Raw genomic sequence first — 15,619 nt, 5'->3', positions numbered from 1 at the left:
CGATACGGCTACCGCCGTATTCACTTGGAATTAAAAATCAGGGGTTCGTGCTCAATCATAAAACGGTTCAAAGGCTTATGGCTCAGCTCAACCTTAAATCGACGGTCAGGATTAAAAAGTATCGTTCATACCGAGGTGAGTCTGGAACAACTGCTCCTAACGTGCTTGAAAGAGATTTTAGTGCGACTCAACCCGATGAAAAATGGGTAACTGATGTCACGGAGTTCAAAGTCAAAGAGCAGAAAGTATACTTGTCTCCCGTTGTCGACTTGTTTACTCAGGAAGTGGTTGCTTATAGAGTGGCCAAAAATGCTTGTTTGCCGCTTGTCACGGATATGCTGACGGAGGCTATATCTACGCTTAAACCCAACTCAAAGCCAATTATACATAGCGATCAAGGTTGGCAATATCGTCATCGACACTATCAGAAAAAGGTAGCGGAGAGTGGGTTAACGCAAAGCATGTCGAGAAAAGGTAACTGCTTGGATAATGCTGTTGCTGAAAACTTTTTGCTTTACTCAAAACAGAGATGTATCACAACCAAAGCTTTGAAGATGCAGATGCTCTGATAGAGCAAATTAAAGAATACATCGAGTACTACAATACCAAACGTATAAAAGTGAAACTAAAAGGCCTGACTCCGATGGAATATCGAACTCAGGCCTTGAAAGCCGCTTAACAGAAATGTCCAACTTTACGGGGTCACTTCATAAAGCGGCTTCTTGTTATGGGTTATAATATCAACTACTTAGGTTGAGCGTCGATACATTGGCCATTAATGTCTGTCACACTTGGGTTCATTAAGTGTAGGTACAGTGGGATGATGTCTAGTGGGGTTTTCAGCTTGTTAGCATCTTCACCTGGGTACGCTTTTGCACGCATACGTGTTTGAGTGCCGCCCGGGTTGATCGCGTTAACACGGATGTTTGTGTCTTCAAGCTCATCCGCTAAGATCTGCATCATACCTTCGGTAGCAAACTTAGAAATCGCGTAAGTGCCCCAGAATGCACGGCCAGAGTGACCAACGGTAGAAGAGGTGAATACGATACGACCCGCTTCCGCTTTCTTTAGTGCAGGTAAAAGTGCTTGAGTCATCAAGAACTCAGACTTCACATTGATCTGCATAACATCATCAAAGGTTTCTTCATCAATCTGCTCAAACGGGCTCAGCGTACCGAGAACGCCAGCGTTATGAAGTAGACCGTCTAAACGACCGAACTGCGATTCAATGGTTTCAGCCATATCAATGTAGTTCTGCTTTGTCGCACCTTTTAAATCCAATGGGATAATCGCAGGCTGTGGGTAACCAGCGCTTTCGATTTCATCGTAAATGAATTCTAGGTTTTTAACATTGCGGCCTAACAGAATGACAGTTGCGCCATGTTGAGCGAAGCTTAGTGCAGCTTGGCGACCAATGCCAGCACCGGCACCTGTAACCAAAATTACTTTATCTTTGAGGGCATCTGTAGAGATTGGGTAATCCACTGTGCTTATCCTTCTTTCTTTTATTATGTTCGTCATTCCATTGATGTTTAATCACACAGATAACCGCAGGAATGATGAGAAATTCTTGGTAATCGTGACAAGATGGTTACAATACACTAATTCATACAATAGGGGATATGACATTGGAATTTTTGTTGGACTACGGCTTGTTTTTAGCCAAGATTGCGACCGTTGTAATCGCCATCATTGCAATTTTAGTCATTGCTAAATCTGTGGGTGGAAAATCAAGCGCGATTAAAGGTGAGCTGGAAATCACGAACCTATCTGAACACCATAAACAGACGATCGAACAATTAGAGCACCATCTACACGATGATGCTTTCATCAAAGCCCGTGATAAAGCAGAAAAGAAAGCGGGAAAAGAGAAAGTAAAATCACGCGGTAAAGAAGTGAAGAAAGCAGCGAAAGAGGGTGAGCTTGATAGCAAGCGTGAACCACACCTATTCGTTCTTGATTTTAACGGCAGCATTGATGCGAAAGAAGTGGCTTCATTACGTGAAGAGGTAACGGCGGTTCTAGCTGTGGCTCGTGAAGGCGATGAAGTATTGCTTAAGCTTGAATCTGGCGGTGGCATGGTCCACGGCTATGGTTTGGCGTCTTCTCAACTTGATCGTATTAAAGCAGCAGGTTTGCCTCTGACGATCTCGGTAGACAAAGTAGCAGCAAGTGGCGGTTACATGATGGCATGTATCGCAGACAAAATTGTGTCAGCACCTTTCGCTATCGTTGGCTCTATTGGTGTTATTGCTCAACTGCCAAACTTCAACAAATTGCTTAAAAAGCACGACATTGAGTTTGAACAGTTAACTGCGGGTGAGTATAAGCGCACTCTAACCATGTTTGGTGAGAACAGCGATAAAGCTCGTGAGAAGTTCAAAGAAGAGCTAGAAGAGACACATGGTCTATTCAAAGACTTCATTCGTGATCACCGCCCAGCGCTAGACCTTGATAAGGTTGCAACGGGTGAGCATTGGTTTGGTACACAAGCACATGAACTTGGGCTGGTGGATGAGATCCGTACTTCTGATGACTTAGTTGTTGAAGCATGCAAAGACAAGACGGTTCTGGCGATTCACTACGTACAGAAGAAAAAGCTGTCAGACAAATTAGCTGGCGTGGCAGGTAAATCTGCAGACAGCGTGTTGATGAAGCTGATTGAACGCGGTCAAAAGCCGATTGTTTAAGCTTATTTAGTTCGAGTGCCTCACGTTTATTTAAAAACGTTTGAGCCTTGAAAAGAAAGCGCATAAGTCATCAGACTTATGCGCTTTTTTATGGTTCATCGCGGATGAGCGGGAACTAAAAACAAAAAAACGGTAGTAAGTGATATGGTTTAGTCGCCAAACAAAAATCATACACAAACTACCGTTTTCATGCCGAATCATACTTTCCTATCTTCATTCTGGGAAGGCTTTAAAATAGTAAAGTCTCACCAGACAGCATCACTTGTTACACTAACTCTTAAACCTAATTCTGAGGCTAAATGCCTTTGCGGTCTTGAAGCTGAGGCTATCCATGAGTATCAATGGCGTCATGTGAAAGAGGCCATGTTGTTCAATGTTCCTGTTGAGCTTTCCGTTCAAACTCGAAGGATCAAGTGTCGTGACTGCGGCATAAAAACAGAGTTTCTATCTTGGTTAGAGCCTTATGCTCGTATAACGACGCGTCTAAAAGCTATATAGAACAACTACTGCCTCTTCTTCCCATTAAGCATATCTCCCAGTTAACGAGCGTTCATTGGCACACCATTAAAGAGATAGATAAACGTCGACTTCGCCAAGTGGTACCGTCAGTGAAATGGGAAGGGCTAAGGCAACTCGTCATGGACGAGTTCGCCATCTTTAAAGGGCACCGATATGCCACAGTCATCGCTGATGCTAAGACTCACCAAGTCATTTGGATAGGGTTAGGTCGTAGCCGCAAGGACATACGACCGTTTTTCGAGCAGTTAGGCAAGCATGGTAACAATATCGAAGCGGTCGCAATGGACATGAATACGGCTTTTGACCTTGAAGTTCAAGCGCACTGCCCGAATGCAAAAATCGTTTACGACTTATTCCATGTTGTTGCTAAGTTCGGTCGTGAGGTGATGGATAGAGTCAGAGTCGACCAAGCTAACAAACTCAAGCAGGATAAAAAGCGAGGCAATGGGTGAAGCGCTCACGCTGGGTACTGCTGAAAACAGAGGTAATTTAAATGCACGACAAGATAGCTATCTTACTGAAATATTGAATATCAATAAGGACTTGATGGCCACTTATATACTCGGCTCACAACTCAAAGAGCTTTGGTACTGTAAATCAGAAGCACATGCTAAGGGGCTCTGGGAGGTATGGTGGGCACAAGTGCAAGAGAGTGGAATTAAGCCATTGAAAGAGTTTGCACGAAAACTGAGGCCTTATCTTCACGGTATTATTGCATCGGCAACTTATCCGCTCAACACCTGCACATTGGAAGGGATAAACAACAAAATAAAGTTAATCAAGCGAATGGGGTATGGATATCGAGATACAGACTACTTCTTCTTGAAGATAAAAGCGGCTTTCCCCGGAAAGCCGCGATGAACCTTTTTTATTGCTCCACTTCCGAGCGGGTGACCACTATGTTGTAGGGGGAGCGGAGTTTTATACCCATTATCTACTTACTATGATGGATATTAAATCTTGGCTCCATAATCATTGCGTTTCGGACAAGTGGTCAGGATTTCTCGATGACCTGTGTCTTTGAGCTCCTCAAGAATTACGTCAAAGCCCCACAAGCGATAGAGATGCTTCATTACTTCGTCGTAGCCTTTATCAAGCGGGATACGGTCATGAGGCACATACTGCAGCGTCATTGAGCGGTCACCACGAACGTCAACGTTAAACACCTGAATATTCGGTTCAAGGTTACTGAGGTTGTATTGCGCTGCAAGTTTCTCACGGATCAGGCGATAGCCCGGATCATCGTGTATCGCACTCACTTCAATGGTGTTTTTTCGGTCATCATCAAGCACTGAAAACAGCTTAAAATCACGAATGATCTTTGGAGAAAGATATTGGCTGATAAAGCTTTCATCTTTGAAGTTGTGCATTGCGAAATGCACCGCTTCTAACCAATCACTTCCTGCTAATTCAGGGAACCACTCTCTGTCTTCAGCAGTTGGCTCTTCACAGATGCGTCGGATGTCTCTAAACATCGCAAAGCCAAGTGCATAAGGGTTTATCCCACTGAAATAAGGGCTGTTGTAGGCGGGTTGAGCAACCACACTGGTGTGACTGTGTAGAAACTCTAAGATGAACTTATCACTCACCAAGCCTTCGTCGTAAAGATGGTTAAGAATGGTGTAATGCCAGAAGGTTGCCCAGCCTTCGTTCATCACTTGAGTTTGTTTCTGAGGGTAGAAGTATTGGCTTACCTTGCGAACAATACGAACACATTCACGTTGCCAAGGTTCAAGCAGTGGGGCGTTCTTCTCAATAAAGTAGAGAATGTTTTCTTGAGGCTCGCTAGGGAAGCGGATTTTGGTCTCTTCTTCCTTACTTTTGTTTTGAGGAACCGTTCTCCAAAGCTCGTTCACTTGAGACTGTAGATAAGCTTCACGCTCTTCTTGTCTTGCCGTTTCTTCTGCAATGGAAATCTTTTCAGGGCGTTTGTACCTGTCTACGCCGTAATTCATCAGTGCATGGCAAGAATCAAGCAGCTGCTCGACTTCAGCGACACCATATTTCTCTTCACAACCACTAATGTACTTCTTAGCGAACAGCAAGTAATCGATGATAGAGCTTGCGTCTGTCCAAGTTTGGAATAGGTAGTTGCCTTTAAAGAAGGAGTTATGGCCGTAACAAGCGTGCGCCATTACTAGAGCCTGCATCGTCACCGTGTTTTCTTCCATCAGATAAGCGATACACGGATCGGAATTGATCACGATTTCGTACGCTAGGCCCATTTGACCATGCTTGTAGTTTTGTTCGGTTTGAATGAATTTCTTACCAAATGACCAGTGGTTATAGTTGATAGGCATACCAATACTGGAGTAAGCATCCATCATCTGCTCTGAAGTAATCACTTCAATCTGGTTTGGGTAAGTGTCTAAACGGTAATGCTGCGCCACACGCTTAATTTCTACGTGATATTGCTCTAAGAGGTTGAACGTCCAATCTGGACCATCAGGCAGCATCTTGTCGTTTTTCTTTTGTGCAGCTTTGTCTTTCTCTGCAACGTTTGATTTCGCTGTCATGGCAAGCCCCCTTACGCTGTCTCTTTCTGGAACAGTTCTCTAAACACAGGAAAGATATCATCCACCGTTTTAATGTTTTTCATCGCGAAGTTGTCGAAGCTCGCTTCTAACTTCTCATACTCGTGCCAAAGCGTTTGGTGAGAGCGGCGTGTGATTTCGATATAAGAGTAATACTGACAAGTTGGCAGAAGCGTGTTGACCAACAGCTCCTTACAACGAGGCGAGTCATCAGCCCAGTTATCACCATCAGAAGCTTGTGCCGCATAGATATTCCACTCATTAGCTGGGTAACGGTCTGCGACAATTTCTTTCATTAATTTCAGTGCACTAGAAACGATGGTGCCGCCCGTTTCTTGTGAGTAGAAGAACTCATGCTCGTCGACTTCTTTTGCTTGAGTATGGTGACGAATAAACACCACATCGACGTTTTCGTAGGTACGATTGAGAAACAAATAAAGCAGTACGTAGAAGCGTTTTGCAATGTCTTTGGTGGCTTGATCCATTGAGCCTGACACATCCATCAAACAGAACATTACCGCTTGGCTAGATGGAATAGGGCGCTTCTCATAGTTTTTAAAACGTAAGTCGAAGGTATCAATGAATGGCACGTTTTCAATTTTTTTGCGTAGCTCGGCAATCTCTTCTTTCAAGCGACTCTCTTCGAAGGGTTGTGCCGGTTCCGTCATTTTTACTTGGTCAAGTTCCTCCATCAGTAGGTTAAGCTCGCGCTTTTTACCTGCTGTCATCGCGGTTCTACGGGCAAGGGATTGCTGCAGTGAACGTACGATAGCGATGTTGGATGGAATCCCCGCACTTTGGTAACCAGAGCGGTGGGTTTTCCATTCGGTGATCTTGTTGACCTGATTCTTCTCTAGATTAGGCAGAGCTAAATCTTCAAAGAGAATATCAAGATACTCATCTTTTGAAATTTGGAAGGTAAATTCATCTTGGCCTTCGCCATCAGGGCTTGCATCACCTTGGCCTGAACCACCACCTTGACCACCGCCTTTAGGGCGCTCAATTTTGTCGCCAGTGATGAACTGATCATTACCAGGGTGAACACGTTCTCTTACGCCGCCTTGACCTTGGTGAAAGCTTGGCTCTTTGATGTCTTTATGAGGAATAGTGACGTCCTCACCAGTTTCAGTATTGGTGATTGAGCGTCGGTTGACTGCATCGGCCACAGATTCTTTGATTTGCTCTTTATGGCGTCGTAAGAATCGCTGTCTATTTACAGCACTCTTATTCTTGCCATTGAGCCTCCGATCGATAAATTGTGCCATAAGAACTCCCTCTCAGCTGATGTCACGATCCTACTTTTTATTAGGGTATAAGAGTTATTAGGATATAAGAGTTATTGCTTTGTACGAGCTGCTCACGTGAGCAGCTCAATACAGTTTGGTTTATGAGGATTTACGAACTCTTAGATACCACTCAGATAGCAGTCTAACTTGTTTCTCGGTGTAGCCTTTTTCCATCATACGAGCAACGAAGTCGTCGTGTTTTTTCTGATCATCCGTTGAGGTCTTAGCATTGAACGAAATAACAGGAAGCAGCTCTTCTGTGTTAGAGAACATTTTCTTCTCAATCACAGTGCGCAGTTTCTCGTAGCTCGTCCAAACTGGGTTTTGACCGTTATTGTTGGCTTTGGCACGAAGCACAAAGTTTACAATCTCATTTCGGAAGTCTTTAGGGTTACTGATACCGGCTGTTTTCTCGATTTTCTCTAGTTCACCATTTAGAGAAGCACGGTCAAATAGTTGGCCTGTTTCTGGATCGCGGTACTCTTGGTCTTGAATCCAGAAGTCAGCGTAGGTTACGTAACGGTCGAAGATATTCTGACCGTACTCAGAGTAAGACTCTAGGTATGCGGTTTGAATTTCTTTACCGATGAACTCTACGTAGCGTGGCACTAGGTATCCTTTCAAGAACTCTAGGTACTTCTCAGCGGTCTCTTGAGGGAATTGCTCACGTTCGATTTGCTGCTCAATCACGTAGAACAGGTGAACCGGGTTTGCGGCCACTTCGGCTTGGTCAAAGTTGAACACTCGAGACAGGATCTTAAAGGCGAAACGTGTTGATAGACCAGACATGCCTTCGTCAACACCCGCATAGTCACGGTACTCTTGGTAGCTCTTCGCTTTTGGATCGGTGTCTTTTAGGGTTTCACCATCGTAAACACGCATCTTAGAGAATAGAGAAGAGTTTTCAGGCTCTTTCAGTCTCGACAGGATGCTGAATTGCGATAGCAGATCGAGTGTGCTTGGTGAGCAAGGCGCTTGGGATAGCTCACTGTGCTCAAGCAGTTTCTTGTAGATCTTAACTTCTTCAGACACACGCAGACAGTAAGGGACTTTTACAATGTACACACGGTCGAGGAAGGCTTCATTGTTCTTGTTGTTACGGAAGGTCTGCCACTCAGATTCGTTCGAGTGAGCCAGAATCATGCCGTCGAATGGTAGTGCAGAAAGCCCTTCAGTACCATTGAAGTTACCTTCTTGAGTCGCTGTTAGTAGAGGATGCAATACCTTGATTGGTGCCTTGAACATCTCCACGAATTCCATCAGACCTTGGTTTGCTTTACATAGCGCACCAGAGTAGCTGTAGGCATCTGGGTCATCTTGAGAGAAGTGCTCAAGCTTACGAATATCAACTTTACCTACCAGAGATGAAATATCTTGGTTGTTTTCATCACCTGGCTCTGTTTTCGCAATCGCAACTTGATCGAGAATAGAAGGGCGCAGTTTGATGACTTTGAATTTAGAAATATCGCCGCCAAAATCATGGAGACGTTTCGCTGCCCACGGAGACATAATCGAGCGAAGGTAGCGTTTCTCAATGCCATATTCATTCTTCAGTAAGTCACCGTCTTCGTTGACATCGAACAGACAGAATGGGTGATCGTTTACTGGGCTTCGTTCACCGTCAGCAGACAATACATAAATGGGTAGCTTTTGCATCAGGGCTTTGAGTTTTTCAGCAAGTGAAGATTTACCACCGCCCACAGGGCCAAGTAAGTAAAGGATCTGTTTGCGTTCTTCTAGGCCTTGAGCCGCATGTTTTAGGTAAGAAACAATCTGTTCAATCGCGTCTTCCATGCCGTAAAAATCTTCAAATTCACGGTAGCGAGATATGACTCGGTTCGAGAAAATACGACTGAGATGAGGGTCTTGAGCGGTGTCAATGACCTCCGGTTCGCCGATGGCAAGAAGTAAGCGTTCCGCAGCGTTAGCGTAAGCACTTTTATCGTCTTTACACAGCGCCAAGAACTCTTGCAGTGTCAGCTCTTCTTCCTTGGCTGCTTCATAACGTGATTGATAGTGGTCAAATATACTCATAGTCACATTCCCCTTGTTAACCAGTCAAAACTGACGAGCGATTGAAAAATAGGCTCTCCCTACATTTTAAGGTTAGACCCGCTTCCACAATTTTGCTTAACAATTATGTATTTATTTACAATTTTGCGTGTTGAATGGCTAACGAAAGCAATGGGCAACTTGAACCGAGAGGAATCGAATTATTTTACATTCATGGGGTATCGACGGTTTGTTTTATGATTTTAGGCGGCTTTCCAATTCTTGCTGTGGATTTATGCGTATTGGATGTATAACGAAGCCTTATTGATTTTTTGGAATGAAATACCATATAATGCGCGGCGTTATCAAAAATCGCTTAAAAAATAGGTAGAAATAGTGAAGAGTCTCTGGTTAAAAATCGCCTTTGTTGGAACGACAATGTTCATGGCGACAGCTACACACGCAAAAATATCACAATGGTCATTGGGTGTGGCTGCTTCCTATTCTCCTGCTGTTTATAAAGATACGCCGTCAAACCGCGCAGTTATTCCAATGATTGGTTATGAAGGCGAGCACTTTTTCATGCGTGGTTTCAGTGCTGGCTATCGTTTACTCCCTGCGGGTTCACCGCAAAACATCGTCTTTCGTGCTGTGTACGATTCAAGAACATTAAAGCCGGGTGATTCTGATAACGTTGATATTCAGAAATTAGATGAGCGTGAAGCTTCAGTATTGGGTGGCGTAAGCTATCAAGTGATCACTATGGTGGGGATGTTTGAAGCGACGGCGGGGTCGGATTTAGGCTTTAAACACAACGGTATTTATGCGGAAGCAGCGTGGCGTCTTCCTATTCGTCGCAATGGTTGGGCGATTACTCCATCTATTGGTTACGCTTATAACAGTGAACGCTTGAACAACCACTTGTATGGTGTGAGCTCGGCAGAAGCGTCGAGAACGAACTTGAATGAGTTCGATGCAGATTGGGACGGCCAGTACTTTATTGGTTTAGGTGGTTACTTACATGTAACACCGAATGTTCGAGTGACTGGCGGCGTTCGTTACACCAATCTAGAAGGTGATATCGAGAACAGCCCAATCCTTGAAAGCGGGATTAATATGGCGGCCAACGTCGGTGTTGCTTACGTTTTCTAGTTAACAAGAAGCGAATATAAAAAGGGGTTACTCATGTGAGTAACCCTTTTTATTTGAAACTTTATAAGCCAAATTGAGGCTTATCTTTTCACGCATTAAGCACTGAAGATTTGAGACAGCTCTGTCGCACATAGGTGGTACTGACGAGGGCAGTTGCGCCATGTTGTTAGCATGCGACGGTATTTGTCTAGCATTGGCATTTGGCTATTGAAGTGGTGATCAGCTTTGTCGAATTGAGGGTAAAGACCTTCAGAGTCAACAAGGAAACGCACGTAGTGTACGATTTGCGCTTCAGAAGCGATATCAAAACCTAAGAACTGTAGGCGGCGTTGATCAACTTCAGCGCGCTCTTGTTCTGCTAGCATTTTGTTTGACTCTTGCATTGCATGGTACATCTCCATGATGTCGATAATTTCGCGACATTCTGCTTCAGTCAAACAACCAAATTCTTTGTTAAGCTCACGCATTTGGAGTTCGTAACCACGTTCTACAATCGTTTGTAGACGTTGGTATTTAGCTGAGTTCTCAGGATCCATTTGAGACATTAGGTAGTATTGATTTGATAGAATTAGACGCTGAGCATTGGTCATTTCCATGGGAGGAGCCTCACTAAAAAACTTAAATGTTGTATTCTTTTGTTGCAGTAAGAGTAACAGCATTCCTACGAGTGGAAACATGATCTCAACACGGATTTAATATGATTTTTTGAATTGATAAACAAAAGTTGTAAAGAAAAGTGAAAGGATTGTTTGGCTCAAAAAAGAAAACGCCCCAATCGAAATTGAGGCGTTTGAAACAGGCTTTGAAAACCGTCGGTATTAGTATTTTACGTTTGAATGGTACTGACTAAGAACAGCGACAATTTCATCCATTTTTTCTTTACTTGGCGGGTTAACACCATCAAGTGGGTAGTCGTGACCCAGCGCTTCCCATTTGTGAGCACCAAGCTTGTGGTATGGAAGCAGTTCTACTTTCTCGATGTTGTCCATATCTTTAATGAATTCACCAAGAAGATGTGCATCTTCAGCTGTATCCGTGTAACCAGGAACAATCACATAGCGAATCCAAGTTTTCTTGCCGATTTTGTGCAGGTAGCGTGCAAAATCCAGAGTACGTCGGTTTGATACACCAATGAAATCGTGGTGAATCTCGTCTCGCATGTGCTTAAGATCAAGCATCACTAGATCAGAGGCTTCTAGTACTTCATCAACCACTTCTGTGTGCTTACGAATGTAGCCATTAGTATCAAGACAAGTGTGAATGCCTTCGGCTTGAGCTGCACGGAAAAAGTCACGAACAAACTCAGGCTGTAGCATCGCTTCGCCACCTGAACAAGTGATACCACCGCCAGAAGCTTTCATGAAATGACGGTATGATTTTGCTTCGTTAATGATCTCTTCGACCGTTACTTCCTTTCCGTCATGAAGATCCCATGTATCGCGATTGTGGCAGTACATACAGCGCATTAAGCAGCCTTGAAGAAACACAATAAAGCGGATACCAGGGCCATCGACAGTACCACAAGATTCGAATGAGTGAATGCGACCAGTTGTAGACATGAGCTATTCTCGTAGAGGAATTTATACCCTTTATTTTATTACAAAAACGGTACATAAAATAGGGTCAAATGGTAACGAGGTCTTTAAAAATAAGGGCAATCACCTGTGAAGATGATTGCCCTTATTGAACTTGAACAGTGAAGGACGAAAGCCCTTACTGGTGGCTAGAAGAACGCAAACATTGTGATACCGCCAGTGGTGTACACTGACTCTTTTGCTTCTTTGTAATCAGGGGTTTTTGCCGTAAGTGCGAAGGATGCACCAACGTATTGGTTATACCAAGCCACACCAAGCACTGCGGTTGCTTGAACGTTCTCTAATGTCACATCGTAGATTGCAGGATCTAGGCCGTTTTTATCAGAATATTCATTTACACCAGAGCGATCGCCTTCGATTGTTAGATCGTTAAATCGGTAACGACCTTCAAGGCCTGCATAGGTAAACCAACCTGTGTTTGATGCGCCGATCATACCGGCTTTGAATGGATTTTCGGTGCTGATGTTCGCCGCACCAAAGTTACCACCTAGGTCTGTACCCCAACGGAACATGAAGCCCGTTGAAATGTCACTTCTAAAGTTACCGACGTTGATTTCTGAAACGTTAGAGATCTCGAAGTCTGTATTTGCTAGTGCTTGATTACGCATTAAGTTGAAATGGCTTAGGTAACCAACGCTTCCCGCCCACTCATCATCAACTTGATATTCCCAGCCCATAGGCTCATCTGATTTTGTGATTGAGTGAACCAGCTTTTGAGCATCTTCAGACAGTGCACGTTCGCCTGTTGTACCAAACGTGATGTTAAAACGCTGAGCTTGTTGTGGGTTCAAGCTAATGTAGTTGAATTCTGTGTGTAGGTAACCTGCATACGGACGATCATTGGCAGATGGTGTTTCCAACTCAATATCTGAAGGCGTATACATTTTGTGGCCAATGTTGATTTCCCACTTATCTAGAGAGCTTGCGCCCCAGTAGGAAAGACTCAATGGTTTTACCCAGTTGTATGGCGTAATACTTGATGATGTGTAACCCAGAAATAAGCCGTTGGTATAGTCTTGGTCGACACCAAAAATACCATCATTATCTAAAGCAAAAGTCAGCGTAGAACGCTCAGATGCTAAAGATGAGAAAGAGAGAAGAATCAGGGGTAAACAACGCAGGTATTTCATGGAGCAGTTACTCTTAAATTATGAACCGCGATATTACCGTAATTTGACAGAATTTGTGGAAAAAAAGTGAATGGCAGGGTGCTTTTTTGCTCAATCTAACACTTCGAGGGATGGGTTAAGCGTGTGCGATTTACAACGGATATAAAAAAGCCCCGCACATTGGCGAGGCTAATATTATTTACTGTCTATTAAGCGTAAAGCTTATAGAGACTCAGTAAATGTACGTGCGATTACGTCAGCTTGTTGCTCTGCAGTTAGAGAGTTAAAGCGAACAGCGTAACCAGATACACGGATTGTTAGCTGAGGGTATTTCTCAGGGTGCTTAACTGCGTCTTCTAGAGTGTCGCGGTTAAGAACGTTAACGTTAAGGTGTTGACCACCTTCAATGCCAGCTTCGTGGTGGAAGTAACCATCCATTAGGCCTGCAAGGTTAGCACGTTGGCTATCAAGTTCTTTACCTAGTGCGTTTGGCACGATAGAGAACGTGTAAGAGATACCATCTTGTGCGTCAGCAAACGGTAGTTTACCTACAGACGTTAGTGAAGCTACAGCACCTTTCTCATCGCGACCGTGCATTGGGTTTGCACCAGGAGCGAAAGGAGCGCCAGCACGACGACCGTCTGGAGTGTTACCAGTTTTCTTACCGTATACAACGTTAGACGTAATAGTAAGAACTGACTGTGTAGGGATAGAGTTACGGTAAGTCTTAAGCTTACGGATCTTGTTCATGAACGTAGAAACTAGTTCACAAGCGATATCATCTACACGAGAGTCGTTGTTACCGTATTTAGGGTAATCGCCTTCGATTTCGAAGTCAGTTGCGATACCGTCTTCGTCACGGATTGGCTTCACTTTAGCAAACTTAATTGCAGACAGTGAGTCAGCAGCAACAGAAAGACCAGCGATACCACAAGCCATAGTACGACGAACGTCACGGTCATGAAGAGCCATTAGAGACGCTTCGTAGCTGTACTTGTCGTGCATGTAGTGAATGCTGTTTAGTGCAGTCACGTATTGCTTAGCTAACCAGTCCATGAATGTGTCTAGGCGACCCATTACGTCATCGTAGTTAAGAACTTCGTCAGTGATCTTGTCTGAAACAGGACCAACTTGCATCTTAAGTTTTTCGTCCACACCGCCGTTGATTGCGTAAAGCATTGTTTTCGCAAGGTTAGCACGAGCACCGAAGAACTGCATTTGCTTACCAACGATCATTGGAGATACACAACAAGCGATAGCGTAATCATCAGACTCTAGGTCAGGACGCATTAGGTCATCATTTTCGTACTGGATAGAAGAAGTATCGATAGATACCTTCGCACAGAAACGCTTGAAGCCGTCAGGTAGTTGCTCAGACCAAAGAACAGTGATGTTTGGCTCTGGAGAAGGACCCATAGTGTATAGAGAGTTTAGGAAACGGAAGTTCGAACGCGTTACTAGCGTACGACCGTCGATACCCATACCACCCATAGACTCTGTTGCCCAGATTGGGTCGCCAGAGAACAGCTCATCGTACTCAGGAGTACGTAGGAAACGAACCATACGCAGCTTCATTACGAAGTGGTCGATCATTTCTTGTGCTTGTTCTTCAGTGATCTTGCCAGCAGCGATATCACGCTCGATGTAGATATCTAGGAAGCTCGAAGTACGGCCTAGAGACATTGCAGCACCGTTTTGAGACTTAACAGCAGCTAGGTAGCCGAAGTAAGTCCACTGGATAGCTTCTTGAGCAGTTTGAGCTGGCTCAGAGATATCGAAACCGTATTTCTCAGCCATTTGCTTGATTTGACCTAGAGCACGGTGTTGCTCAGAGATCTCTTCACGCAGTTGCATTGTTGCAGAAAGATCTTCGCCGTTTTCGAACTGCTCTTGAAGAGAAGCGAATTGAGCAGCTTTGTCTTTCATTAGGAAATCAATACCGTAAAGTGCAACACGACGGTAGTCACCGATGATACGACCACGGCCGTAAGCATCAGGAAGACCAGTCAGAACACCAGACTTACGACATTTTAGGATATCAGGAGTGTAGATATCGAAAACGCCCGCATTGTGTGTTTTGCGGTATTCTGAGTAGATTTTTGAAACCATTGGGTCAAGAGTTTCACCGTATGCTTTACAAGAACCTTCAACCATACGTACACCACCGTTAGGGATGATTGCACGTTTTAGTGGCTTCTCAGTTTGTAGACCAACGATAGTCTCAAGATCTTTCTCAATGTAACCTGCATCGTGAGCAGTAATGGTAGAGATAACAGAAGTATCGAAATCTACAGGTGCTTTAGTTGCGTTTTCCTGTTTGATACCTTCCATTACCGAAGACCAAAGCTTGTTAGTTGCTTCAGTACCCTCAGAAACTAGGAAAGACTCGTCGCCTTCATACGGCGTGTAGTTCTTTTGAATGAAATCACGAACGTTTACTTCGCTTTGCCACTCACCTGCAGCAAAATCTTCCCAAGCTTTAGCAAATTGCTCTGCCATGACATACCTACCTTTTTAGTAGAAAAAATACGTACATTAACACTGTTGAGCCAGCGCCCCTCGTAAGGGTAGTACACTCTTATTAATAACAATATATATGAGCATATAAGCGTCATATGGTTATATATATTGTCACTACTTTTTATATGTTGTCTTTACTCTATGAATTCAAGACTACGCTAAAAAATTCCTGCAAACCTTAAACTAAATCAATAAATGCCAAAAAAAGTTGAAAAAATTTGA

11 protein-coding genes and 1 pseudogene are annotated in these 15,619 nt (G+C 43.9%); 4 read left to right on the top strand and 8 right to left on the bottom strand.

Features of this window, described 5'->3' with window-relative positions; genetic code table 11:
• Window positions 1-2 precede the first annotated feature (2 nt).
• Window positions 3-569, top strand: a complete 567-nt coding sequence (locus ITG10_RS01985; protein WP_348983567.1) for an IS3 family transposase — start codon at window positions 3-5, stop codon at window positions 567-569.
• 175 nt (window positions 570-744) lie between these two features.
• On the opposite strand, the gene ITG10_RS01980 is transcribed toward ITG10_RS01985, so the two are convergent.
• A complete protein-coding gene (locus ITG10_RS01980; protein ID WP_017629695.1) occupies window positions 745-1,485 on the bottom strand; it encodes a YciK family oxidoreductase in 741 nt (246 codons plus the stop codon).
• 137 nt (window positions 1,486-1,622) lie between these two features.
• Here ITG10_RS01980 and sohB point away from each other — a divergent pair, with 137 nt between their 5' ends.
• Both sohB and ITG10_RS26285 read left to right on the top strand, forming a co-directional pair.
• Window positions 1,623-2,690 carry a protease SohB gene (sohB, locus tag ITG10_RS01975; protein ID WP_164913287.1) on the top strand — a complete coding sequence of 356 codons (1,068 nt, stop codon included), beginning with the start codon at window positions 1,623-1,625 and terminating at the stop codon, window positions 2,688-2,690.
• A gap of 189 nt (window positions 2,691-2,879) precedes the next feature.
• Window positions 2,880-4,070 (top strand): annotated as a pseudogene (locus ITG10_RS26285) (ISL3 family transposase).
• A 92-nt stretch (window positions 4,071-4,162) separates the two neighbouring features.
• Here the strand turns inward: ITG10_RS26285 and ITG10_RS01960 are convergent.
• The 3 genes from ITG10_RS01960 to ITG10_RS01950 form a co-directional block, all read right to left on the bottom strand.
• On the bottom strand, window positions 4,163-5,725 hold the full coding sequence (locus ITG10_RS01960; protein WP_248386653.1) for a SpoVR family protein: 1,563 nt from the start codon (window positions 5,723-5,725) through the stop codon (window positions 4,163-4,165).
• A gap of 11 nt (window positions 5,726-5,736) precedes the next feature.
• Window positions 5,737-7,008 (bottom strand): YeaH/YhbH family protein, encoded by a 1,272-nt coding sequence (locus ITG10_RS01955; protein WP_017631238.1) that lies wholly within the window; start codon window positions 7,006-7,008, stop codon window positions 5,737-5,739.
• A 120-nt stretch (window positions 7,009-7,128) separates the two neighbouring features.
• Window positions 7,129-9,063, bottom strand: coding sequence for a PrkA family serine protein kinase (locus tag ITG10_RS01950; RefSeq protein WP_017631239.1), 1,935 nt, complete (start codon window positions 9,061-9,063; stop codon window positions 7,129-7,131).
• 396 nt (window positions 9,064-9,459) lie between these two features.
• On the opposite strand from ITG10_RS01950, the gene ITG10_RS01945 reads away from it, so the two are divergent.
• Window positions 9,460-10,173, top strand: a complete 714-nt coding sequence (locus ITG10_RS01945) for a MipA/OmpV family protein (RefSeq protein ID WP_017631240.1) — start codon at window positions 9,460-9,462, stop codon at window positions 10,171-10,173.
• A 95-nt stretch (window positions 10,174-10,268) separates the two neighbouring features.
• Here ITG10_RS01945 and ITG10_RS01940 read toward each other — a convergent pair whose 3' ends face one another.
• From ITG10_RS01940 to pflB, 4 genes are all read right to left on the bottom strand, one after another.
• Window positions 10,269-10,769 (bottom strand): YfbU family protein, encoded by a 501-nt coding sequence (locus ITG10_RS01940; protein ID WP_017631241.1) that lies wholly within the window; start codon window positions 10,767-10,769, stop codon window positions 10,269-10,271.
• Window positions 10,770-10,991: 222 nt separating this feature from the next.
• Complete coding sequence (gene pflA / locus ITG10_RS01935) at window positions 10,992-11,732, bottom strand: pyruvate formate lyase 1-activating protein (protein WP_017631242.1); 741 nt, start codon at window positions 11,730-11,732, stop codon at window positions 10,992-10,994.
• Window positions 11,733-11,896: 164 nt separating this feature from the next.
• Window positions 11,897-12,898, bottom strand: coding sequence for a lipid A deacylase LpxR family protein (locus ITG10_RS01930; protein ID WP_017631243.1), 1,002 nt, complete (start codon window positions 12,896-12,898; stop codon window positions 11,897-11,899).
• A 201-nt stretch (window positions 12,899-13,099) separates the two neighbouring features.
• On the bottom strand, window positions 13,100-15,376 hold the full coding sequence (gene pflB / locus ITG10_RS01925; protein ID WP_017631244.1) for a formate C-acetyltransferase: 2,277 nt from the start codon (window positions 15,374-15,376) through the stop codon (window positions 13,100-13,102).
• Window positions 15,377-15,619 lie beyond the last annotated feature (243 nt).

The organism is Vibrio sp. ED004, from assembly GCF_023206395.1.
GTDB lineage: Bacteria > Pseudomonadota > Gammaproteobacteria > Enterobacterales > Vibrionaceae > Vibrio.
Note: the sequence above shows the minus strand (reverse complement) of the source record. Positions and strands in the feature narration are given on the sequence as shown.

Bases quoted from the DNA above. Each gene is read 5' to 3' on its own strand.
- pflB (WP_017631244.1), bottom strand. From the start codon at position 15,376: ATGGCAGAGCAATTTGCTAAAGCTTGGGAAGATTTTGCTGCAGGTGAG.
- ITG10_RS01940 (WP_017631241.1), bottom strand. From the start codon at position 10,769: ATGGAAATGACCAATGCTCAGCGTCTAATTCTATCAAATCAATACTAC.
- ITG10_RS01950 (WP_017631239.1), bottom strand. From the start codon at position 9,063: ATGAGTATATTTGACCACTATCAATCACGTTATGAAGCAGCCAAGGAA.
- ITG10_RS01955 (WP_017631238.1), bottom strand. From the start codon at position 7,008: ATGGCACAATTTATCGATCGGAGGCTCAATGGCAAGAATAAGAGTGCT.
- ITG10_RS01960 (WP_248386653.1), bottom strand. From the start codon at position 5,725: ATGACAGCGAAATCAAACGTTGCAGAGAAAGACAAAGCTGCACAAAAG.
- sohB (WP_164913287.1), top strand. From the start codon at position 1,623: ATGACATTGGAATTTTTGTTGGACTACGGCTTGTTTTTAGCCAAGATT.
- ITG10_RS01930 (WP_017631243.1), bottom strand. From the start codon at position 12,898: ATGAAATACCTGCGTTGTTTACCCCTGATTCTTCTCTCTTTCTCATCT.
- pflA (WP_017631242.1), bottom strand. From the start codon at position 11,732: ATGTCTACAACTGGTCGCATTCACTCATTCGAATCTTGTGGTACTGTC.
- ITG10_RS01945 (WP_017631240.1), top strand. From the start codon at position 9,460: ATGTTCATGGCGACAGCTACACACGCAAAAATATCACAATGGTCATTG.